Annotated in this window: 19 protein-coding genes; 11 read left to right on the top strand and 8 right to left on the bottom strand. The window is 34.0% G+C overall.

All coding sequences use genetic code 11. From position 1 onward, the window contains the following. The first annotated feature begins 75 nt into the window (after positions 1–75). The 3 genes from queG to D5R40_RS08610 all read left to right on the top strand — a co-directional run bounded on the left by queG (position 76) and on the right by D5R40_RS08610 (position 4,266). Complete coding sequence (gene queG, locus D5R40_RS08620) at positions 76–999, top strand: tRNA epoxyqueuosine(34) reductase QueG (protein WP_124146996.1); 924 nt, start codon at positions 76–78, stop codon at positions 997–999. A 110-nt stretch (positions 1,000–1,109) separates the two neighbouring features. Further along, complete coding sequence (locus D5R40_RS08615; protein WP_124146995.1) at positions 1,110–1,739, top strand: HAD-IA family hydrolase; 630 nt, start codon at positions 1,110–1,112, stop codon at positions 1,737–1,739. 694 nt (positions 1,740–2,433) lie between these two features. Continuing rightward, positions 2,434–4,266, top strand: a complete 1,833-nt coding sequence (locus D5R40_RS08610) for a two-component system response regulator (protein WP_124154510.1) — start codon at positions 2,434–2,436, stop codon at positions 4,264–4,266. 13 nt (positions 4,267–4,279) lie between these two features. Here D5R40_RS08610 and D5R40_RS08605 read toward each other — a convergent pair whose 3' ends face one another. The 3 genes from D5R40_RS08605 to D5R40_RS34885 all read right to left on the bottom strand — a co-directional run bounded on the left by D5R40_RS08605 (position 4,280) and on the right by D5R40_RS34885 (position 6,405). Then, the gene (locus D5R40_RS08605) at positions 4,280–4,561 is read right to left on the bottom strand and encodes a hypothetical protein (RefSeq protein WP_124154509.1); all 282 of its coding nucleotides are present in this window, start codon (positions 4,559–4,561) and stop codon (positions 4,280–4,282) included. 429 nt (positions 4,562–4,990) lie between these two features. Further along, positions 4,991–6,241 (bottom strand): hypothetical protein, encoded by a 1,251-nt coding sequence (locus D5R40_RS08600; RefSeq protein ID WP_124154508.1) that lies wholly within the window; start codon positions 6,239–6,241, stop codon positions 4,991–4,993. A gap of 20 nt (positions 6,242–6,261) precedes the next feature. Continuing rightward, positions 6,262–6,405, bottom strand: coding sequence for a hypothetical protein (locus D5R40_RS34885; RefSeq protein ID WP_161564958.1), 144 nt, complete (start codon positions 6,403–6,405; stop codon positions 6,262–6,264). A gap of 808 nt (positions 6,406–7,213) precedes the next feature. Here D5R40_RS34885 and D5R40_RS08595 point away from each other — a divergent pair. Beyond that, positions 7,214–7,813 carry an acyl carrier protein phosphodiesterase gene (locus tag D5R40_RS08595; protein ID WP_124146991.1) on the top strand — a complete coding sequence of 200 codons (600 nt, stop codon included), beginning with the start codon at positions 7,214–7,216 and terminating at the stop codon, positions 7,811–7,813. Positions 7,814–8,651: 838 nt separating this feature from the next. Here the strand turns inward: D5R40_RS08595 and D5R40_RS08590 are convergent. Then, entirely contained in the window at positions 8,652–9,656 is a 1,005-nt protein-coding gene (locus tag D5R40_RS08590) for a LysR family transcriptional regulator (protein ID WP_124146990.1), read from the bottom strand. Between the two features lie 604 nt (positions 9,657–10,260). On the opposite strand from D5R40_RS08590, the gene D5R40_RS08585 reads away from it, so the two are divergent. The 5 genes from D5R40_RS08585 (at position 10,261) to D5R40_RS08565 (ending at position 14,167) form a co-directional block, all read left to right on the top strand. Further along, positions 10,261–10,974, top strand: coding sequence for an NnrU family protein (locus tag D5R40_RS08585; RefSeq protein WP_124146989.1), 714 nt, complete (start codon positions 10,261–10,263; stop codon positions 10,972–10,974). Positions 10,975–11,021: 47 nt separating this feature from the next. Next, positions 11,022–11,393, top strand: coding sequence for a thioredoxin family protein (locus tag D5R40_RS08580; protein WP_124146988.1), 372 nt, complete (start codon positions 11,022–11,024; stop codon positions 11,391–11,393). A 154-nt stretch (positions 11,394–11,547) separates the two neighbouring features. Beyond that, entirely contained in the window at positions 11,548–11,901 is a 354-nt protein-coding gene (locus D5R40_RS08575) for a macro domain-containing protein (protein ID WP_124154507.1), read from the top strand. 51 nt (positions 11,902–11,952) lie between these two features. After that, positions 11,953–12,708 (top strand): methanethiol S-methyltransferase, encoded by a 756-nt coding sequence (gene mddA, locus D5R40_RS08570; protein ID WP_124154506.1) that lies wholly within the window; start codon positions 11,953–11,955, stop codon positions 12,706–12,708. Positions 12,709–12,973: 265 nt separating this feature from the next. Further along, positions 12,974–14,167 carry a class I SAM-dependent methyltransferase gene (locus D5R40_RS08565; RefSeq protein WP_124154505.1) on the top strand — a complete coding sequence of 398 codons (1,194 nt, stop codon included), beginning with the start codon at positions 12,974–12,976 and terminating at the stop codon, positions 14,165–14,167. Positions 14,168–14,501: 334 nt separating this feature from the next. On the opposite strand, the gene D5R40_RS34880 is transcribed toward D5R40_RS08565, so the two are convergent. The 4 genes from D5R40_RS34880 to D5R40_RS08540 form a co-directional block, all read right to left on the bottom strand. Beyond that, positions 14,502–14,882, bottom strand: coding sequence for a hypothetical protein (locus tag D5R40_RS34880; protein ID WP_124154504.1), 381 nt, complete (start codon positions 14,880–14,882; stop codon positions 14,502–14,504). Positions 14,883–14,950: 68 nt separating this feature from the next. Continuing rightward, positions 14,951–15,280: a hypothetical protein gene (locus tag D5R40_RS08550; protein ID WP_124154503.1), complete on the bottom strand. Its 330-nt coding sequence runs from the start codon at positions 15,278–15,280 to the stop codon at positions 14,951–14,953. Positions 15,281–15,289: 9 nt separating this feature from the next. Further along, positions 15,290–16,255, bottom strand: coding sequence for a restriction endonuclease PLD domain-containing protein (locus D5R40_RS08545; protein ID WP_124154502.1), 966 nt, complete (start codon positions 16,253–16,255; stop codon positions 15,290–15,292). A gap of 68 nt (positions 16,256–16,323) precedes the next feature. After that, positions 16,324–17,463, bottom strand: a complete 1,140-nt coding sequence (locus D5R40_RS08540; protein ID WP_124154501.1) for a DNA cytosine methyltransferase — start codon at positions 17,461–17,463, stop codon at positions 16,324–16,326. 234 nt (positions 17,464–17,697) lie between these two features. Between D5R40_RS08540 and D5R40_RS08535 the strand changes: the two genes are divergently transcribed. After that, positions 17,698–20,622 (top strand): calcium-translocating P-type ATPase, PMCA-type, encoded by a 2,925-nt coding sequence (locus tag D5R40_RS08535; protein WP_124154500.1) that lies wholly within the window; start codon positions 17,698–17,700, stop codon positions 20,620–20,622. A 794-nt stretch (positions 20,623–21,416) separates the two neighbouring features. Continuing rightward, the coding region (locus D5R40_RS37600; protein WP_205127622.1) for a cobaltochelatase subunit CobN at positions 21,417–23,647 on the top strand (2,231 nt) is incomplete at its 3' end.

Genomic DNA, 23,647 nt, shown 5'->3' with positions numbered 1-23,647 from the left:
TAATTAAATGGACATGATGTAAGGTATTTAAAATATTATAAATTAATACAAATTTTACAAATCTAGCTAGTATCGATGAAATCTGCACTTAGCATTAGTCAAATCAAACAGAAAGCCTTAGAAGTAGGATTTCACAAGGTTGGTATAGCTTCAGTAAATGAGTTAGGTTCAGACACAGAAAGATTGCAGGCATGGTTGAACAAAGGTTATCAAGCAGACTTAAGATGGATGGCTAACCCCAAACGTCAAAATTTGAAGCTAGTGATGCCAGAGGTTGAATCTATTATTTGTGTTGCGCTCAACTATTACACGCTACATCAACATTCTGAAAATTCTGAAATAGGTAAAATTTCTCGTTATGGGTGGGGTAGGGATTATCATAAAGTCATGCACCAAAAGTTAAAAGCTCTGAGTAACTGGTTGCAGGAGCAAGAAAAGGAAATTTTAACCAGGTATTATGCAGATACAGGTCCAGTGCCAGAAAAGCCATTGGCACAACAAGCAGGTTTGGGTTGGATAGCAAAAAATGGTAATCTAATTACTAGAGAATACGGTTCATGGGTATTTTTGGGGGAAGTGTTAACTAACCTAGAGTTGACAAGCGATCGCCCTCATGCTCAACATTGTGGTAGTTGCACTCGTTGTCTGGAAGCTTGTCCGACTAATGCGATCGTAGAACCTTTTGTTGTTGATGCAAATTTTTGTATTGCTTATCACACAATAGAAAATAGAAATCCTGAACTACCTGAATATATTAAATCAAATTTAAAAGGGTGGGTCGCGGGTTGTGATATTTGTCAGGATGTTTGTCCTTGGAATGAACGATTTGCTCAAAAGACAAATATTGATGATTTTCAACCTTATCCTGGTAATGTAACTCCTAAGTTAACAGAACTAGCAGAGATATCTCAACAAGATTGGGATAAGCAGTTTCCAGCTTCCGCACTACGACGTATTAAGCCAGAAATGCTACGACGAAATGCTTGTGCTAATCTTTAATGAAGTCAAAGTCAAAGTTATCCACTGCCATAGATTAGGTTGATTGATTGACATTTTCGAGTAATAGTTAATGATAGAATCAGAAAGCAATTAGCAATTGTTATATAATAATGATAAAAATAGTTATTTTTGATTTTGATGGTACATTAGCAGATACTTTTGATCTGATTTTTGCAATTACAAATCATTTATCAGTTGAATTTGGATATAAACAAGCTAAGAAGGAAGAAATTCCAGAAATAGAAAAATTAAGCCCTCTACAAGTGATTAATCAGTCAGGAATATCTATTTTTAAAGTTCCTTTTTTATTGAGAAGAATTAGAGCAGAATTTCAAAAAGAAATTAAGAATGTCAGCTTGTTTTCTGGTATTCAAGAAATTTTATTAGAACTGAAACAGCAGGGTTATCAACTGGGAATAATTACTTCTAATAGTCAGAAAAATGTAGAGTTTGTCTTGCAAAAATATGATTTATTAATCTTTGATTTTATAATTTCAGCCTCAACACTTTTTGGCAAAGATAAGGTGATTAAAAAATATCTAAAAGTGGAGAATATTCAACCAGAAGAGATCGTTTATATCGGAGATGAGGTTAGAGATATTAGTGCTTCCAAAAAAGCTAAGGTTAAAGTAATAGCGGTGACTTGGGGATTTAATTCTAGAGAAGTATTATCCGATTATCAGCCAGATGCTTTAGTTGATCGACCGCAAGAATTAATGGAAGTAATTAATAACTTTTGAAGAAAGTAAAAAAAATGATGAATAGTGACAAGCCTAAGCTTTATTCACTTCAATATCTACTAGTCTTATACCAAAAGAGAAAATACTAGGTATTATGTTATTCTATCAAAATTTACACAGCTTGTCAAAACTAAGTTGGTTGTCTACTAGAATCGTTAAAAACATTGCTGAACTTTACTTATTGCTTAATAACTAAAGTCTTGAGGAAGTATACTATTATTTTTGTTTTTGGGAATTGGTATTATATATAATAATTTATGGTGGAGGTAGGGAACAGAAAACCTCTCAAATTCTAAGTTTCAAAGAAATAGTATTTACGAATTGTATCATTTTCGGTTGAATACTTATAAATAAGTGAGCAGGGAGAATAGAAAGATTTGTTGTTGAAGGTAGAGGATGGTTTTTTTCAGGCCACTCTTAAACGGACATCATATAACTTGACTTTTTCTGATAAAATTACTATTAGATTAGTACTATAATATCAATTATATAAAATAATGCCATATTTAAAGATAAAAAAGAAGCAAAAGTCAAGAGTAAATCAAGAAAAAAAATGATATATATAGATAGTGTTTAGGATCTAATTATCTGCTATTAAGGATAATTTTTAAATGTCATTTTTGTCACATAAAGTTTGAGAATTATTATAATTGTATATACAATCAAATTATCCAACTTATGCAGGTAAAATTCGATGGATATCACTGAATATTCTGTTAAAACTCCCACATATCCTACAAAAATTTTAATTATAGAAGATGAACTTATTGTCGCAGAAAATATTACTAGAAATCTTAATAAATTAGGATATGAAGTACTTGGAATTGTAGACTCTGGCGAAGAAGCTATTCAAACTGCAAGAAAAAAACATCCTAATTTAGTACTAATGGATATCATGCTTCAAGGAGATATAGATGGTATTGAAGCTGCTGGGTATATTCGCTCTCAATTAAAAATACCTGTTGTTTATATGACTGCTTATGCAGATGATAATACATTAGGGCGGGCAAAGTTAACCGAACCTTATGGATATCTAGTGAAGCCGTTTAAACCTCAATCATTAAAAACTACAATTGAGATTGCCCTTCAGAAATATCAAGGCGAACAAGATATAGAGTCGCGGTATGTTCAGCAAATTGAAACGGTAAAAGATAAACTTAATAAGTTAACTAATCAAGAAAATCCAAGTATTTTAAGTAATCGGCTTTTATTATCAGATAAATTCGATCAAATTATTAGTAATATCGCAAATTTAAAAACACAAGATTATGTAAAAGAAAAAAAAATTATACTAACTATTCCTGTGATTTGTTTAGGCATAAATCGCTTTAAGCGCATTGATGACTTAGGATATGATTGGAGTGATTTATTGGTTACAAATATAGCTAAAAGAATCAATAAATTTATTGGTAAAAATAGCGTGATAACTCGCTTAAATACAGATGAATTAGTGATTATCCTAGAATCACTTCATCAGAAGATAGAAATTACAGGTATAATTCAAAATATTATACAGCAATTTGTCGAACCTTATGTGTTAAAACAGCAAAAGTTTTTGATTAGTGCTAATGCTGGAATTGCTCTTTATCCTATTGATGGAAGACAACTGGGGCAATTACTTTTAAAAGCTAGAAAAGCCATGGAGTATGCCAGAAGAAAGGGCAATAATCAATATTTTTTTGATAATGAAGTAGGTAAAGATCAAAACAGCCATACTTTGCAGTTAGAGAATGATTTACATTCGGCACTATCAAGTAAACAATTTAAGATTTACTATCAACCAATAATTAATTTAAAAACAGGCCAAATTGTAGGTGCAGAAGCTCTACTACGCTGGCAAAAATCTGATGGGTCTATAATATTACCAAGACAATTTTTACCCCTAGCAGAAGAAACAGGATTAATTGAACCAATAGGTGAATTTGTGTTGAAGACTGCTTGTGAAAATGTTAAAGCTTTGCAGGATATTGGGTTAGGAAAAATACGAGTAGGAGTCAACATATCTGATCGCCAGTTAAATAAATTAGATTTACGTCAAAAATTAGTTAAAGTTCTTTTAAATAGCGGTCTAGCTCCTAATTACGTCGAGTTAGATTTTAATGAAAGTATTTTGATTACAAATGAAACAAAGGCTATACGAAGTTTACATGGTTTAAAAAGTTTAGGCATTCAAATTTATATAGATGATTTCGGTACTGGTTATTGTTCCTTAAGTTATCTACAAAAATTCCCCATTGATGGTATAAAAATCAATCAAAATTTTATTAGTAAAATCAACAGTAATCCTGGTAACCAAATTATCGTATCAGCAATTATTTCTATGGCTCACAAATTAAATATACGAGTTATTGCTGAAGGAGTTGAGACTGAAGAAGAATTGGCTTTTTTAGTTAAAAATCAGTGCGATGAACTTCAAGGTTATGTATTTAATCGTCCTTTACCTTTGGTCGAATTTGCATCCTTAGCAGAGTCTTTAGCTAGTTGTCCTCAAATGATTAATGATTGGATACAGGGAAAAGGAAAATGAAATAATGTATCTATTAGTTATTAGTTTGATCTTCTGAAATAGGGATTATTTCCCAGTTATGTGCTTCTAGAATAGGTGCAATATCTATAACTGCTCGCTGCCGTAGAGCAATAACTTGTTTAATCTTACAAAGTCCTTCTAACTGAATTTTATCCATAGAGGTAGCTCTACTAATAGTTTCATTATTTTTGCAATATAAATATCCAGTAGCTTGATTACTAATACCTCGAAGTTTAAGATGATATAGTTGTACATCTTGATAAAGAAAGTGATTTGGAGTAACAATAATTTGCATCTTGTTCATTAACTATAGAAGTTATACTTTAGTTATTCTAGAAAATTTCAAATAAATAAACAGGGGTAGAATTTGAGATTTTTTTTACCGAATAATTAAGGTAGAAAACCTTTTCATATCAAATCCGGTTAAACAGTTATAGATTAGTTAAGTCTTTAGGAGTCAGAAGGAGAGAGAATCACAAAGATTTATTAGTTATGACGATTCGATAATTTTTTTATATCCAATCAAACGTATTTGATATCATTGAAAAAGAAATAAAGAAAAAAATACTTTTCACCAATGCTATTATTTTCAGGAGAAGTAATTATTAATTATTAATTGTTGAAGATTCACTTAAACTGGCTACATCTTCTATCAAGTTAGTTATTTTTTTGTCAACTCAATCTAACTAAATATCAATTTTTTTTTATTTAAAGTAGAACGAATTTATTGTATCAATTTTTCTTGATCTTTTTTATTATTCAATATTTGCATTTGCAATTCAGAAATATCTGTATTTTTTTCCTCAAACTTTTCTTGATAGTTATTGACTATATTTTTATCTTGATACAGATTTTCTTGAGAAATATCAGTAATTTTGCTACCTTGTGTAACAGCAGAGGAATTTACTGCTGCTCGATCCAAGTTTGGTTGTTGAATTAATTTTTCTAACTCATCTAATGTTATCTCAGAACGTTGATTATTTTCTACTAGAGACTGAGCGGTTTGCTTACCAGTTTCAGCTAAATTGTTAAGTTCAGAAATTTTCCTCATTAAGTTATTAGCTACTAAATTCATTTGACGACCTGCTTGTGAAGTTTCATTCACCAATTTTCCAATCTCGTTAGTAATATGACTGAAACCACTAAGTTGAGAATTTGAATGACCAGCAACAATAGCAGCTTGTATTGCCAAATGTTTTGCTTGCTTACTAATTGTTTCAATTTGATGGGATGCAGAGTTAATTAGTTTAAGTTCATTGGTGAACAAGTGACCAATATTGACAATTTCATTCATATTTTTGTTGATTTTTTGTACTCCTTCAAATGTTGCATAAAATGCTTTTTTTCCTTCCTGAGAAATAAAACCAGTAATTTCTTTTAGTCTGCGGTTAAGGTTATGAATTTGTTGTGATTGACTAATTAAGTCATTTTGCTGTATTTCTAATAACTTGTGTCTAGCTAAAATTTCTTGTTTTTGCGTTTGTAATTCTGCCGTATGTTGTTGGAGTTTTTGCTGTTTATGTTTGAGCTGAATCAAATAATTTTTAGCAGAACTTTTCTGGCGAGATAACTCATTATTGACTTCTCTAAGTAGATGAGATTGAGCCAGGATTAAAGTTTGAAAATTAAGTAAAAAATAAATATAACAATTAGGATTTTTTTTGTTTACGAATTGAATTACTAGTGGTTCATATACAGTTTCTTCAGAACGGTTTAGTGCTATTTGTACAGCTAAATTAATTTTTTCTTCAGAAAGTAATACCAAACAGTTATCTAAATATTTAGTTGGAGTAGCTTTTAAAAAATATTGAATAGGACGTTTGATAAATAGTTCTCTTCCATAACGAGAACTCATTTGTTCATGAAAGTAGCGTCGAGAAATCATGCCAAAAAACTTTTCATCGGAAGCAACTATAACTCCAGATAAGTCAGGTTGTTGATTAAACTGATATTCAACTAATTCTAGGGAAGTCATCGGACTTACTTGAAAATCAGTCAGTGGTAATTCTCTGACTGATATTCAACTAATTCTAGGGAAGTCATCGGACTTACTTGAAAATCAGTCAGTGGTAATTCTCTGAGGGTAGATTCAGAATTTAGCTTCGGTAGATTAATAATAGATTCTAGAGTGTTTGCCATGCTACAAAATCCACTTAATTTATGAAAGAGCTTCGGAAAAATCTAGGGTAGTTTAATCATCATAATTTTGATTTATTGTATAAGCTGTTAGCTAATAACGTCAATCGTCATTTCTAACTTATTTCAATAGATATTGGTTTTTGTATAAATTATCCTGAGCAGTTTAACTTTGCTTTAACATAGATATGATTGGAAGTATTTCAAAATTTAATCATAAAATCTAGGCAATAGACTTCTCCAAAAATCAAAAATCAAAGCAATTCTTATTTATAAATTGTCAATTATTTATTCCTGTTATCTGTTTCCTCTTTCTTAGTTGATAGAGATTTCTAATATTAATTAATATTGATATTTATACACTCTTGATGTACAGGATTTGTCAAAAACAAAAAATAGAGAATAAAGTCTGAAACTCCTATTACTGTGATCTATTCTTGAATTCCAATAGAGATTTTATATAAAATCAAAATATATAGTAGTTGAAGGAAAGGTTATATGAAAGATAAAAAAGAATGCTACGAATAATTTAGCTAGTTAAAAAACTTTACCCAGAAATATTGATTTGACTAAAAACAGAGTTTGAGTCTAATAAATGATATGTAGGCTATTCCTACTTAGGACTGAGGACTGACTCCTTGAAACAGCCGTGCGTATTTGTAGCAAAAATTTTGGTATTTCATATTAGGACATATCAAAAGCTTAAAACTTAGACAACGCCAGATTTTTTCTTCTTCCTTATTACTTTTTCTTTCTTCCTTCTGCTATAACTGCTATGTACTTTACTTGAAAATGATATAACTATCTACTTATGAACTATCTAGCTCATTTATTTTTAGCGAAAAATACTCCCGAATCACAAATAGGAAATTTATTAGGTGATTTTGTCAAAGGGTATCTAGAACAATATGAAACTATTTATAGCCATGAAATTATTCAAGGAATCAAAACTCATCGTCAAGTTGATTGCTTTACTGATACTCATCCAATATATTTGAGAAGTAAAAATCGTATTAGTAATAGTCATAGACGTTTAGCAGGAATAATTATTGATATTTGTTATGACCATTTTTTAGCCAATCACTGGAACTTATTTGCATATGAAAACTTAGATGTATTTGTGCAAAAAATATATATTATTTTGCAAAAAAATCAGGAAATTTTACCTGATAGATTACAAAAAATATTACCTAAAATTATATCTGAAAATTGGCTTAGTTCCTACAAAAACTTATCAGGGATTAACTTAAGTTTTGTCCGTTTATCTAAACGTTTGAAGAGAGAAAATAATCTTGCTACTGCTGGAAATGAACTGATTAAAAATTATACTGAAATTGAGTCGGATTTTTTGACTTTTTTTCCAGAAGTTATTAATTATGTCAAAAATTTGTCTAATATCAAATCCGGTTGAACAGCTTCACTATCAATTTATAGAATCCATGTTTGTATCTTGACCTTGATTATCATTTTTATTTAGGCATTTTCTCGTCTCCGATCTTAGAGCTTATTTGTAAACTGAGCTGAATTCCATTTCTAGCATGGGTTTTTCAAAAGTTATGCCCTTGGGGCTTAGATAGTGTCAAACCCTTACAATGTAAAGTATTTATCCTCTTAATATTTACTTTATAAATCAGCTCTAAGAATGTGAAAAAATTGTTATTCTAGCAAACATCAAATATACTCGAGCCAATTAATCTTTATTGCGAGCAAAATTTGCTGAATCTTCTTCTATATTTATTGAGTTTTTCAAATAATAAACTTGGTTAATTTATATTCATTATTAAATTATAAATCTATGAGTATAAACTGAACTTGTTATCTATATTTTTAACCCTGGGTTTAAGATGCCAACTATTCAATTATCAGTTAATTGTTTGTAACTCCAGTTGATAGGAAAATTTGAACTGGAACTCAACTAATACCCATTGAGATTCTATATTCCCTCAGACAGTTTTCTCATCTCTGGTGTTCCCTTAACCGCCCATTGAGAGATAAAGTTTAAATGCCGAAACACTTATACCAGTTTGATAAATATTTGTTACAAATTAGGTAGACTATTTCTTAGGAGTTATGAGGACAAAGTCAGAATAAATAGCTTCGATATCATTTTTTAGGTCGGAAATTATCTTTTTAGTCAAAGGGACATCTCCTGCACCTATCTTTTAATCACCCAAATTATTCATAATATTATTTTTGGAAAATTGTATTACTGATAATTGATTCAAAAATTCTCCATTAATAGTCGATATTCAAGTTTCACTAACATTATTTGTTACTATCTCTATAGGCTGTATTTCTTTAGATAAAGGTTTAATCTTATCTGGATTAAAATTGAGACTAGAAAACAAAGGTAAAATTTCCTTACTAAAAGCCTCGGCAGCTTTAGAGCGGTAACGATTAGGATTATAAATAACCGATAATATTCTATTGACAACTATCTGCTCTATTTTAGCCGTAGTCAAAACCCCAATTTGTAAGTCTTTCTCAATAGCTGAAACAGAAACAAAAGCTACCCCCAAACCAGATTGAACAGCATTCTTAATTGCCTCAATTGAATTTAATTCCATCTCCACTTTCAGACGGCGAGTATCAATACCACTACGGGATAATACCTGATCAATTACCTTACGAATAGTAGATTGAGAATCTAGAGTAATAAAATTTAAATGATACAAATCATCCTTTTGAATAGTCTCCTTTTCTGCCAAAGAATGAGAAACAGGCAAAATTAAAGCCAACTCATCTTCAGCATAAGGTATAACTTCCAAAGACTCTTGTAACTCTGGAGGAACTTCACCCCCAACAATAGCTAAATCTATTTGTCCATTAGCAACACTCCAAGCAGTACGACGAGTAGAATGAACGTGTAACTGCACAGCTACATCAGGATATTTTTGCCTAAACATCCCAATCATTCGGGGTAGTAAATAAGTACCAGTAGTTTGAGAAGCACCAACAATTAAAGTACCACCCTGAAGGTTTTGTAAATCCTCAATAGCTCGGCAAGTCTCTTGACACAAAGATAATATCTTCTCACCATAAGTAAGTAGCAAATGACCAGCTTCAGTTAATTGTGCCCGGCGGCCACCCCGGTCGAATAAAGGTACATTCAACTGTCGCTCTAAATTTTGTACCTGTAAACTAACCGCTGGTTGAGAAACAAACAAACTATCGGCAGCTCGTTTAAAACTACCTTCAGCAGCGATCGCCTTGAGAATGCGTAATTGGTCTAGGGTGAAAGGAAGCTCAGACATATTGTTAAAGGAAAAAGAAATTGAGGAAGTTAACGCCCAAAGAGTTAGCAAATGGGCAAATTGCTTAATGGTATTTGATTTGACTCGGTAGGTCTTTCCAGAGCAAGTAGAGAGTGGAAAAGTTTTAACAAGTTTGAATTTACAGTGTTTTTCTGTCTTAAATTGGTTGGCATTTAAGTTACTTATTTGATTAAATCAGGAAGAAATTAAAATTATCAAAATAATTGGGTCGCGTAAACCCGCCTTTTAAGGCGAAATATTTTTGGAGCGAAGCTCAAATCTCCGTTACAAAAATATACTTCTGACTTCTGACTTCGTTAACTCCATGCTCCATATCTTCAATCTTGTTAGTTAATCAAGCTCTGATTGTCCTGTTTAGATTAAACTGAATCAGGGACAAAAGTCCTTAAGACAGAGGTTGAGAGTTGAAGACCTTTGATTTCCAAATTCCTGAGCTAGGGAATCAATAATTTATTGGGAAAATCAAACTCTACACTCACCGCATTTCCTTCCCCACTCAAGGGGTTGGCATTACGTCCCTTCAGCATACTGCTGGAGGATTCCTCCAAAAGTTAACTTTTATTATCAATGTCCCATAATACCCATGTCTAATGATTGGTTAACCCCTAGCCATTTAATTATGTTGGGGTTACTGCTAAGTTTTGCAATCGCCCATAGTGGTTTGGCAGCCCTCCGACCGTGGGCCGAAACCAAAATTGGTCCTAGACCCTATCGCATCTTATTTGCTCTGGTCAGTCTACCACTAGCAGTAATTCTGATTATTTACTTTTTCAACCACCGTTACGATGGGTTGCAGTTATGGCAACTGCAAGGTGTCCCAATAGTTAAGCCTATAGTCTGGATACTATCAGCAATTTCATTTATTTTTCTCTATCCCTCTACATTCAATCTTTTAGAAATTGCTGCAATTCAAAAACCCCAAGTCCATCTCTATGAAACAGGGATTATTCGGATTACCCGCCATCCTCAAATGGTCGGCCAAGTAATTTGGTGTATTGCCCATACTCTTTGGTTAGGGACAAGTTTTACCTTAGTAACATCTTTTGGCCTCATACTCCATCATTTGTTTGGTGTATGGCATGGGGATCGACGACTTCAACAGCGTTTTGGTGAATCTTTTGAAAAGTTAAAGTTTCGCACATCGGTTATACCTTTTGTCGCTATTATCCAAGGACGTCAAACTCTACAGTTACAGGAGTTTCTCCGATGGGCCTATGTGGGAGTAGCTGTTTTTATCTTCTTACTTTGGCAAGCTCATCCACTACTAATCCGTGCAACTGGGAGCGTAGACTGGTAGCATGATCCCAGGATATAAAAAATTTAATTAACTCAGATCGAGAAGCCATGCTTTTGTCAATTAACGAAAAAACTTTTAAAAAAGAGGTGTTAGATGCCTCTAACCCGGTTTTAGTAAATTTTTGGGCACCGTGGTGTGGCCTATGTAAAATGATTGTCCCCCAATTAATTCAATTTCAGTCTGAATGGAATGGCCACTTAAAGCTGGTGGGGGTGAATGCTGACGAAAGTTTAAAGCTTGCTAGTAAATATCAACTCAGAACTTTGCCTACCCTGATTTTATTTGAAAATGGCCAAGTAGTGAATCGAGTGGATCATTTCCAGGTACGGGAAGATTTTTTACGGACATTAGATACTTTTATGACCAGTTACCAAAAAACTTGTCTAACTCGACTTTTGGAACCTCAGTTAATGGGATGAAGAAGGTGTTAGGTAATTAATAATTAATAATTAATAATTAATAATTAATAATTGCTTGCACCAGTTTCTTATACCTAGCATTTTTGGAGTTTAGGGAATATCAAACGCTAATTGTACTATTGCTGAGTCTTAAATAAAGAGGTTAAAACTAGAATTGAAGGGAATAATAATAATAATTTCCTTTGGAGCTAGTTTTAGCCTCTTTCAGTTTTTACAGCCAGTTGCAGCTAGATGGCGAGCTGGAGTTTTCGGAGAGAAGAATACACTGATGAGATGTTATGAAAATAGTTTAGCTTTAGCAGAAAAATATGCTATAAAAACAATTGCTTTTCCTGCTATTGCTACTGGTGGTTTATTTTTTCCGGTGGAAGTAGCAGCAAGAATAGCTATAACTGAAGTTATGCAATTTTTATTGGAAAGTAAATCTATTGAAAAGGTTGTTCTTGTTTGTTTTAAGACTAAAGTATATGAAAAATACTTAGAAGATTTTCGTGAAATACTAGAGTAAAAAATAATTTCATTTATTTCTATAAAGTAATGGATATTTTATCAGATAAATATGAGTAGAATACTAGCATTTATCTATGGTGTAGTTTGTTATTTAATATCAATGATAACTATTCTGTACAGCATTGGTTTTGTCGGCAACTTAATAGTACCAAAAACACTAGATTCCGATTTTGATGGTTCTCTGATTAACGGGATATTAATTGATATTTTATTACTCGGTTTGTTTGCTATTCAACATAGTCTTATGGCACGTCAAAGTTTCAAGAAATGGTGGACGAAAATTATTCCACATCCGATTGAACGTAGCACTTATGTTTTAATGGCAAGTCTGGCATTATTACTGTTATTTTGGCAATGGCATTCTCTTGGTGGAATTATTTGGAATATACAAAGTCCGATTGATTCTAATATTATTTATGGCATTTTTGCTTTGGGGTGGTTAATTGTCTTCCTCAGCACTTTTATGATTAACCATTTTGATTTATTTGGTTTGCGACAAGTATATTTATATTTGCGCAGTCAGGAATATGAATATTTAGGATTTAGAACTCCAGGGTTTTACAAATATATTCGCCACCCGATTATTTTGGGTTTTGTTATTGCTTTTTGGGCAGCTCCAACTATGACATTTTCTCATTTGATTTTTGCCCTGGGTACAACAATTTATATGTTAGTGGGAATTAAATTAGAAGAAGTAGACATGATTTCTATTTATGGGAATTTATATCGGGAATATCGGCAGCAAGTTTCTATGTTAATTCCTATGCCAAGAATAAAATTAACTGAGGAGAAGGTTCAGGAATAATTTTGAAGAAGGAAGAAGGAGGAAGGAAGAAGGAAGAAGGGAAAGATGATATAGCCTATTTCATATTAGTAAGGTACATTAAGGGTATTTCATATTAGTAAGGCACATCAGTCTTATAAGGTATGGAACCATTAGAGTAGCTCTTGAGATTACGGAACTGGCAAAAAAAATCCTTAACTGAATTGTATTGTACTATAGACTTATCTACTTTTTTTTTGTTACTTCTTACTTCTTCCTTCTTACTTCTTCCTTCTTCCTTAAATTTATGAATCAACTACAAATAACTATCAACAACAGTAACGAAAATTTGTGCAAAATTATCCATCAAAGCATTTATGAATCTCCAAAAAAACGGATTACTTTTGCCCAATATATGGATTTAGTTTTGTACCATCCCCAATATGGTTATTATGCAAGTCATCCTGTGAATATTGGTAAACAAGGAGATTTTTTAACATCTTCTCATTGGGGTGCAGATTTTGGAGAATTATTGGCAGAACAATTGATGCAAATGTGGAATATTCTCAATCAACCTTATAATTTTACTCTTGTAGAAATGGGTGCTGGTCAGGGAATTTTAGCAGAGCAAGTTTTAGAATATTTAAAGCAAAATCATTTAGATTTTTTCCAAACAATAAAATATCTGATTATCGAAAAGTCAGAAGTTTTAAAAGAAGAACAAAAAGAAAGGTTACACTCATATAAAGTGAGGTGGTGTGATTGGGATGAAATTTCTCATAGTTCAATTACGGGGTGTTTATTTTCTAATGAATTAGTGGATGCTTTTCCAGTACATAAAATTATCATAGAAGATCGGGAAATTCGAGAAGTTTATGTAAGCTCTGACTCAGATGGAAAATTTATAGAAATAAGTGGTGAAACTTCTACTCCTAGAATTGCTGAATATTTTAATTTAGTGGGTATAGATTTACTATCATTTCCAGATGTAGAAGGTTATCAAACGGAGGTTAATTTACAAGCTTTAGATTGGATAAACACTGTTGCTTCTAAACTACAAAAAGGATATTTGTTAACTATTGATTATGGTTATCAAGCACCACGTTATTATAATCCGACTCGCAGACAAGGAACTCTACAATGTTATTATGAACATCATCGAAATAATGACTTATATTGGAATATTGGGCGACAAGATATTACGGCTCATGTGGATTTTACCGCATTGGAAAAACAGGGAATTTTGTCAGGATTGGAAAATATTGGTTTTACTCAACAGGCTTTATTTTTAATGGCGTTAGGTTTAGGAGATAGATTAAATGAATTATCAAATAATCAAGGGTTTTCTATTCAGGAAGTTTTGCGGCGTAGGGAAGTATTACATTCATTAATAGACCCAATGGGGTTGGGAAATTTTGGAGTTTTAGTGCAGGGTAAAGGTTTGAGTGAGGAAGAAAAAAAACAGACTTTGAAGGGTTTAAGTATGCCTGCGATGGGATAAGTTTACAAGCGATCGCTTTTGGCAATGTTCAACATTTACACTCGATCAAACCTACAAATACTAATATCCTCGTAATTTTTTGAGTCGATATAGAGAGTCTTTATACCACTTTTGATTTTCTTGTTGTTTGTATAAGTCGGCGACTTTTTTATAGTCTGATATAGCTTTTTCGGTATCCTTTACATGAATTAAAAGAGAAAATTAGCGAAATTTTCGAGAATGGAGATAATTGGTTAGGGGGATTATTTAAACTGGAAAAATGGCTGTCAAAAGCTAAAAAATATTTTCCCGACGGACAGAAAACTATTAGCCGTTGGCTGGGTGAGATTATTACTTAAGCACCATGAATACAATAAAAAAATGTCATTTCATAATAAATAATTAAAATTAGATACAAAAAACAGAGAATTGTAGCACCCATCATAGCCTGACACTTGGATATAATATTGCTTATCATTAAGACTAAAATTAAAATAACTTCAACTAAAGTGGCAATGAATAAAGGCTGGAAAAAAGATTCTATCAATTGCATGAAAGATATTATTTGGGGGAGTCTACATCGCACATAAGCTTTAGTAAACAGAGAAGTAGGTCTTAGACTTATAATTCCATAGGCTACTGAAATTTTTTGCAGAACATATAAACTACCAATAATTATTACTACTGTAAGTATAATAGTCAGTACAATAACAATTTTTCTGTAATTAAAACGCATCAGCTTTTCCTTGAGTGATTGATAGTGGCAAGGTAGGAGCAAGAGTCAGGACACTCACTCCAGAGTTGTCAGACACAAAGTAGGTAGATTAATGCGGTCAAATAACTCTCACTTACAATCTCTACCACCGTTTGTTTTGCTAATCTAGTTAAAGCAAAAGGATTTAAAGGAGTATCTGATTTTCTGGCAATAAAAGTTGGTTGTTCTGGTTGTGATGATTGTTTGTTCAGAGATGGTATTTTATTGCAACTAACCAGGGTAAATGTTGTTAGTATGATTGTTAGTGTGATGATATGTTTCATTGTGGTTGTTTTTTTATTTAGAGATTTAGTCGGGGCGGGTTTATCTGTGAAATTAACGGTGATAGTAAAATTCAAGATAATATTAGCTACTTGCATTGCTATTACTTAAAATTCTAAGTAGTAGTCTGAATCAGATAATTTATACATCCGAATGTAGTTTTTTCCATACTCTTCTAATGTCTGACTTGTGACTGGTTCAAATAGCTCTAAAACTCCTTTTTGTTGTAGTTTACCTTTTATCCAATGACCTAAAACTTTTAAGTCATCTCTTGACCTCAGATTTTTATGATAATCACCTTGGGTACGACAAGGAAATACTAAACCATCATCAGTGTAAGCAATAAAATCACCTTTGGGATAAATAGGATTTTTAGTTGTAGCTATATCGACAATAATTTCTACTTCAAACCAGTCTCTAGGAATCACAATACCTGTTTTTCTATTCCATCTTCCTTTGCCAAAAAAAGCATTTAAGTTTGACCGTTGTTGCCGATCGACTCTAGCCAAAGATATATCCACATAAGGAACTTTAGAATTAATAATTGGTTTAGTTTCTACTTTCTGAAAGTTAATCTTTTTTCGGTTAGCTTTGACAGATTTAACAATCGGAAATGATTCACACTTGTCAAAATTTACCGATATATTATCAGTAAGTAGCCAATTAATATAGGCTTCTGTTTGATTGATAGTAGGGAGGTCTGTAATTTTACAAGTAAATTCTAAATTCTCAAATAATCCTCTTTTAGAAAAATTTGAAGACCCTGCAAAGTAAAGCAATTCATTTTGATATTTTATTCTATAAATCTTGCCGTGAAATGGTGGTGGATTCCAGACAAATCTAACACCTCCACATTCAGGATTTGCAGATAATATAAAACTATTTAATTCACCTAATTTATTATAGGTATGCCGACTTAATCCTTCAAAAATTCCCATGCCAACTAACAATGTAAAATTACCACCATCGTTAACAATTTTAGCGATATATTCTTGATATTGCTGTAAGATAACTGCTGAGGTATAGCCAGATTCAATAGTAACAGAATTAGCTTCCTTTAAAAGAATACTCACTCTATCGCCAAAAGCACCTCAAAATTATGAATTATTAGTATAAATAGCCATAAAATTAATCTCAAAAATTAGAGTAAACTTAACTGTATTGCTTGTTCATCTGATTCTAATTCTGCGAATTTTAATCTATCTTTGATTGACATACCTTGTAAATGTTTACTGAGACTATATAAATCGATTTTCTGATAATCATCTTTAAATAATGGAATCAAAGATTCAACAATAGAAACAATTCCATCTGGAGGTACTGCATTACCAATTTGCCGCCTAATTTCAGTAAAAGAACCTGCAAAAATAAAGTCATCAGGAAATGTTTGTAACCTTGCTCTTTCTCTATTTGTTAAAGACCTTGGTTCGGGATAATGATAACCCCATGTTCCACCACCCCCACCAGCAATAATTGTCGCAGCAGGTTTGTCTGGATGAATTCGTCGATAAACATGACTAATCATCCCTTTTACATAATAGGGACTATCTTTAGGAATATCTCTAAAATTACCTCCTGCTTTTATCCTTTTCAATATTTCAATTGTTCGAGGTTGAATTTTTTGATGTTCATTATTATCCGGAACTTTTTCTACATTTTTAAGTGCTTCACCAGCAGTTTTATAAGGATATTTACGACCAAGACCATATTCTGGCTGAGGATGAATAAAATTAAAACCTATATCCATTCTAATCCCTACTAAAATTACTCTTTCCCGAAACTGAGGTACTCCGTAATCAGCAAATTTGTATAGTTTAGGTTTAACTAAATAACCTGGAGATATGCTTTCAAAATCTGAGATTATCCGTTGAATTGCTTGATGTTTATTTGCACTTAATAAACCTTTGACATTTTCTGCTATAAATGCCTTTGGTTGTTTCTGTTTAACAAATTCTAAGAAGTAGGTATATAAATTTCCTCTTGTACCCTTTAAACCAGGACGTTTCCAAATCATTGAAAAATCTTGACAAGGAAACCCTCCCGTAATTAAATCTGCCTCTGGAACTGCATTAATATCTATATTTTCAATTTGATTATGCTCAACAACATCAGCAATATTTCTTTTAAAAGTTTGACAAGCATAAAAATTAGAATCAATTGCCCAAACAACCTCAAATCCTGCGTAATGAAATGGTAAATCCATTCCTCCACAACCTGAAAATAAAGAAATAAGTTTTGGTGGTGTTTTCCAATTTGTTTTATTGAGGCGTTCAATCAACATTTTATCAAACAAAATAAGCGGTATTTTTACATATAAAATGTAGCATAATTTGACGATAAATTAAATATTTTGATGAAAAAAAACATAAAAAAAACAAGTAGTTTTCCTAATTATAAACACTTCTAGACAAAATTACGAATTTAAGATATATTAATAAAGTTAAGACATAAAACAATAAAATACTAAAATTATAACGAGACTCACCAAAGTAAACTTTGGCAAGGAGATTAATTAATGAAAACCACTCAAGAACCACGCCAAAAACAAAGTCGCTATAGAGGACTCACACAGGCTGAAGTAGAGACAAATAGGCAAAAATACGGGTCTAACTTATTAACGCCACCCAAGCGATCGCCTTGGTGGAAATTATGGTTAGAAAAGTTTGACGACCCAGTAATTCGGATTCTAATAATCGCAGCAGTTATTGCAATTACTGTTGGAATTTTTGAAGGTAATTATGTAGAAGGTTTAGGCATTATTGCTGCCATTATTCTGGCGACCTCTGTTGCTTTTTTAAATGAATATAAAGCTAGTAAAGAATTCGATATTCTCAATCAAGTAAATGATGAAATTCCTATCGCAGTAATTAGGGATAATAAAGTTACAACCGTTCCCAAAAAAGACTTAGTAGTAGGCGATATTGTACTGATAGAAACAGGAGATGAAATAGCAGCAGATGGTCAAGTATTAGAAGCAGTTTCTCTGGAAGTTAATGAAGCTAGTTTAACGGGAGAAGCAATACCTGTTCCGAAAATAGCAGATGTCAACTTATCCTCTAATGGTAATAGTGGTTGCGCTTATCCGCCAAACAAAGTATTGCGAGATACTGTAGTCAATGATGGACATGGAGTAATCGAAATCATAGCGGTTGGCGATGAGACAGAAATTGGTAAAACTGCTAGATGCGTTCTAGATATCACAGATGTGGAAACGCCTCTAAATCTACAACTCGAACGTCTGAGTAATCTGATTGGGATTCTCGGTTTAGTCGTAGCAGTGTTAATTGATATCGCCTTAGTAGCACGAGGTATCTTCACCGGAGAACTCGATCTCACCTCCGGACAGTGGTACATTATCAGTATCCTGACCGTTAGCTTAACTGTTGCCCTGACTAGAGTCTGGTTGCCAATAATCGTAGATGGATTGGAATCAGTAGGCAAAGAAATCGAACTACCAGAGTGGCTGGAAAATGATAGCGGGATAGCTTGGGTAAAAAATATTTTGCTCGCCCTGGCAATATCTGGCATCGGTATCGGGGTCGGTTACTATTTAGAATGGGTTCCCACTTCTCCCACTGACTGGATATCAGCAGATGTTGCTGTTAAATTCCTTACCTACTTTATGATTGCAGTTGCAGTTATAGTTGTGGCAGTACCCGAAGGACTAGCACTGAGCGTCACTCTCAGTCTAGCTTACAGTATGCAGAAAATGACTCAACAAAATAATCTGGTCCGCAGGATGCACGCTTGTGAAACCATTGGCGCTACAACGGTCATTTGTTCTGATAAAACAGGTACTTTGACCGAAAACAAAATGCAGGTCAGTGATGTGAATTTTCCTAGCTTCGACGACAAGACTCTCAATGCTGACAACATTATAGTAGAAGCAATTTGTAGCAATAGTACGGCCAACTTAGAATACAAAAAAGGTGAAGAATCTATTCCTCTGGGAGACCATACAGAAGGTGCTTTGCTATTGTGGTTGGAGGAAAATAATATTGACTACATTGATAAACGAGATGATTTTGATATTGTTAGTCAGTTAACTTTTTCAGCAGACAGAAAGTACATGGCAACTATGGGAAATTCCTCCATAACAGGGGACAAAATACTCCATATTAAAGGTGCGCCAGAATTGCTGCTAGCGAGTTGTCATCAAATTATGACTGCGGAGGGAGTCAAACCTTTTGCAGATTCTACAAGAGTATCCATTGCAGCAGAATTAAATCAGTATGAAACTATTGGTAGACGTACTTTGGGATTTGCCTATATTCGAGACCCTCAAGACTATCAACAAGGAAAAGAACTCGAACAATATCACGATTTGATTTGGTTGGGTTTTGTGGCGATCGCTGACCCAGTGCGAGAAGAAGTCCCAAATGCAGTCAAAATCTGTCAAAAAGCTGGCGTCAAGGTCAAAATGATTACTGGGGATAGTCGTCTGACTGCTGTTGAAATAGCTCGCGAAATCGGTATTATAAGTCAGGACGATCCGAATGATTATTGTATTACTGGTGGTAAACTACGTTCCCTGGATGATGAAGCAGTTTTGGCAGTGCTGAAAAAAGTCAAAGTGATTGCTCGAGCGCGACCCCAGGATAAGCAACGTATTGTACAGTTATTACAAACTAGCGGGGAAGTTGTGGCAGTTACGGGTGATGGTACTAATGATGCACCTGCTTTGAATCAAGCGCAGGTAGGTTTGTCGATGGGTAGCGGTACTTCTGTTGCTAAAGAAGCAAGCGATATCATTATTTTGAACGACTCTTTTGCCAGTATCGAAAATGCCGTGATGTGGGGGCGGTCGCTTTACCAAAATATTCAAAAGTTTATCCTCTTCCAGTTAACAATAAATGTTGCTGCTTGTGGAATAGCTTTGTTGGGTCCATTTATTGGGATTAATTTGCCGTTTACAGTAACTCAACTATTGTGGGTAAACTTAATTATGGATACTTTTGCTGCTTTAGCTTTAGCAACAGAACCCCCAAATCAAAAAGTGATGGAAAATGCACCTAGAAATTCCCAAGATTTTATTATTTCCAAACCAATGATGGTGAGTATTTTTTCGGTAGCTGCAGTATTCCTAGTATTTTTCGTCGCATTCTTACTTTATATCCAGAAAGATAGAGTAGTAACTCCTTATGAATTATCTCTATTTTTCACCACATTTGTGATGTTGCAGTTTTGGAATATGTTTAATGCCAAATGTTTTGGTTTAAAAGAATCTGCATTTTCTAATATTAGTAAAAATGGCAGTTTTGTCGCGATCGCTGCATTTATTTTTTTGGGACAAATTTTGATGGTTCAATTTGGTGGTGCTGTATTTAGAACAGTTCCTTTATCTTTAAGAGATTGGTTGGTAATTATTGGAGGTACTTCTATTGTGTTGTGGATTGGAGAAATTTGGCGAATGATTCAGATGCGGTTTAGGGTTTCTTAAAAAGTTGTAGGGTGGGTAAATATTTGCTCGCCCTAGAGACTTAGGTGGTAGGTTTCAACAATTAATAATTAATAATTAATAATTAATAATTAATAATTACCTCTCCTTGAAAACAAGAGGATTGACTAATCATGAAAATTTTTTCTTCTCTTGGTCGATTGGATATGGCGAGGAGACCCTAAGAGTGACAGAGCCGCTCCGAAGTACGCCATCCCACCCTACGGGAAGCTGCGCTAACGACCGCTTGTTTCTCCTTTAAAGGAGAGGATTTTTACCTTAATTATTCGGTAAATTCAGGATCGCTTCAATAGAACATTTTTATTAGACTTGTCGCTTAATAGAGGGAAAAAGCCGTCAGGCTATATGGCCATTCGCCCCTACAATTCTTTAATATTGAATAACACCGATGCTACAGAATTTGATATTACTATTAGCTAGGATTTAGTTAATATTTTAGGGATCGCTTCTACTAACTCTATACTTTACCTTATAGAACCCCTGATCATATCTTCATAAATATGCGCGTTTTTTTAGCCTTGAGTCAGGAGAGAGGAGAGAGGAGACAGGAGGTAAGAGGGAAGAGGGAAGAGGGAAAAAGGAAAAGGGAAGATGTGGGGAGAAATAATACAAAAAATTCAACACTTCAGAGCAGATTTTTCCTCAAAATTGATGCGCGAAAAGACTTGACTACCATAATTATATAGATCTCAAATTGGTTCTATAAAGTGACAAGTCTAATAATTAGTCTTTTTTCGTTACCCTAATAGTATAGTAACTTTTATGAAAATTAGGCCATGAAACGCATTGTCTTAATCGCTGGTTTTGAATCTTTTAACGCAGGTTTATACCGTCAAGCAGCTCAACTGGCAAATTCCCAATGTCCAGATTTAGATATCCAAGTATTTAGCGATCGCGCTCTTTCCCAACAACCGGAAACTGTCGCTACTGCTCTGGAAAATGCTGATGTTTTTTTCGGCAGTCTGCTTTTTGACTACGACCAAGTTTTATGGTTGCGCGAAAGAGTACAACATATTCCCATCCGTCTTGTTTTTGAGTCAGCACTAGAATTAATGGCATTAACAAAATTGGGAAAATTTATTATTGGCGACCAACCGAAAGGAATGCCAAAACCAGTCAAATTTATTCTCAGCAAATTTTCCAGCGGGAAAGAAGAAGACAAACTTGCGGGTTATATCAGCTTCCTGAAAACAGGTCCGAAATTACTCAAATTTGTACCAGTCAAAAAAGTGCAAGACCTGCGCAACTGGTTGATAATTTACGGTTATTGGAATGCGGGTGGTACAGAAAATGTGGCTGCTATGTGTTGGGTGTTGGCAGAAAAATATTTAGATTTAAAAGTTGGGGAAATACCGCCACCAGTGGAAACTCCCAATATGGGTTTGCTGCATCCAGACTACCAGGGTTATTTTGAGTCTCCCAAAAAATATCTGGAATGGTATCGCCAACAGAAGCAAACTTCTCCTACTCCAGTTGTTGGTATTTTGCTCTACCGCAAACACGTCATTACCAAACAACCATACATTCCTCAACTCATCCGCAAATTTGAAGAAGCAGGTTTAACACCTCTACCTGTATTTATTAACGGAGTTGAAGGTCATGTCGCCGTCAGAGACTGGATGACCAGCGCTTTTGAAAGTCAAAATTCAAAAGTCAGAAGGCATAAAAGTCAAAAGTCAAAAGTCAAAAGGCAAAAGTTAGATAAAATTCAAAAGTTAGATTCTGTTGAAACAGAACTTACGCAAATTAACCTTGAAAACGAGATATGTAGGGGCGAATGGCATTCGCCCTCAGAGGATTTAGTGTCCGTGCGTAAGTCCCGTGAAAATCAAAAGTACGATTCTGTTAAACCAATACTTTCCCTTTCTCCCGAAGCAGTGAAAGTCGATGCAGTCGTTTCAACTATTGGTTTTCCCTTGGTGGGGGGACCAGCAGGTTCCATGGAAGCAGGACGACAGGTGGAAGTTTCTCAACGTATTCTCACTGCCAAAAATGTCCCTTATTTTGTGGCAGCACCTCTACTCATTCAAGATATCCATTCTTGGACGCGCCAAGGTGTGGGCGGTTTGCAAAGTGTCGTTTTATATGCACTGCCAGAATTAGATGGAGCGATCGACCCCGTTCCCTTGGGTGGTTTAGTGGGAGAAGATATTTATTTAATTCCTGAAAGAGTGAAACGTCTCACGGGTAGAGTCAAAAATTGGATAAAACTGCGTCATACACCGCCCGCAGAAAGAAAAATAGCTGTTATTCTCTATGGTTTTCCTCCCGGTTATGGTGCTACAGGTACAGCAGCGTTGTTAAATGTGCCGCGTTCTCTCCTGAAATTTCTCCACGCTCTAAAAGAAGAAGGTTACAACGTTGGGGAAATTCCCGAAGATGGGGAAGAACTTATTCGTCAAATTAAAGAAGCAGACGAAATTTATTCTTCCTATTCCTCCCCCCTTTCCAAAAAGCAAAACACTACTCCTACCTCCCCCCTTTCAAAGGGGGGAACGAGGGAGGATAACAACCAAGTTAATATTAAAAGTCTCGAAAAATGGTTAGGGTATCTATCAACAACTCGCATCGAAAAACAATGGGGAAATCTCACCCGCACAGGCATAAAAACCGATGGTGAAAATTTCCATATTGGCGGAATTCAATTAGGAAATATTTGGCTCGGCGTACAACCACCCCTGGGAATTTCTGGCGACCCAATGCGCCTAATGTTTGAAAGAGATTTAACACCCCATCCCCAATATGCAGCTTTTTATAAATGGCTCCAAAATGAATTCCAAGCTGATGCAATTGTTCATTTTGGAATGCACGGAACTGTGGAATGGTTGCCCGGTTCACCTTTGGGAAATACTGGCTATTCTTGGTCAGATATTCTATTAGGAAATATGCCACATCTATATATATATGCTGCTAATAATCCTTCAGAATCTATGTTGGCAAAACGTCGGGGTTATGGGGTGTTAATTTCTCATAACATTCCTCCTTATGGTCGGGCTGGTTTATATAA

It is taken from the genome of Okeania hirsuta, assembly GCF_003838195.1.
GTDB lineage: Bacteria > Cyanobacteriota > Cyanobacteriia > Cyanobacteriales > Microcoleaceae > Okeania > Okeania hirsuta.
Note: the sequence above shows the minus strand (reverse complement) of the source record. Positions and strands in the feature narration are given on the sequence as shown.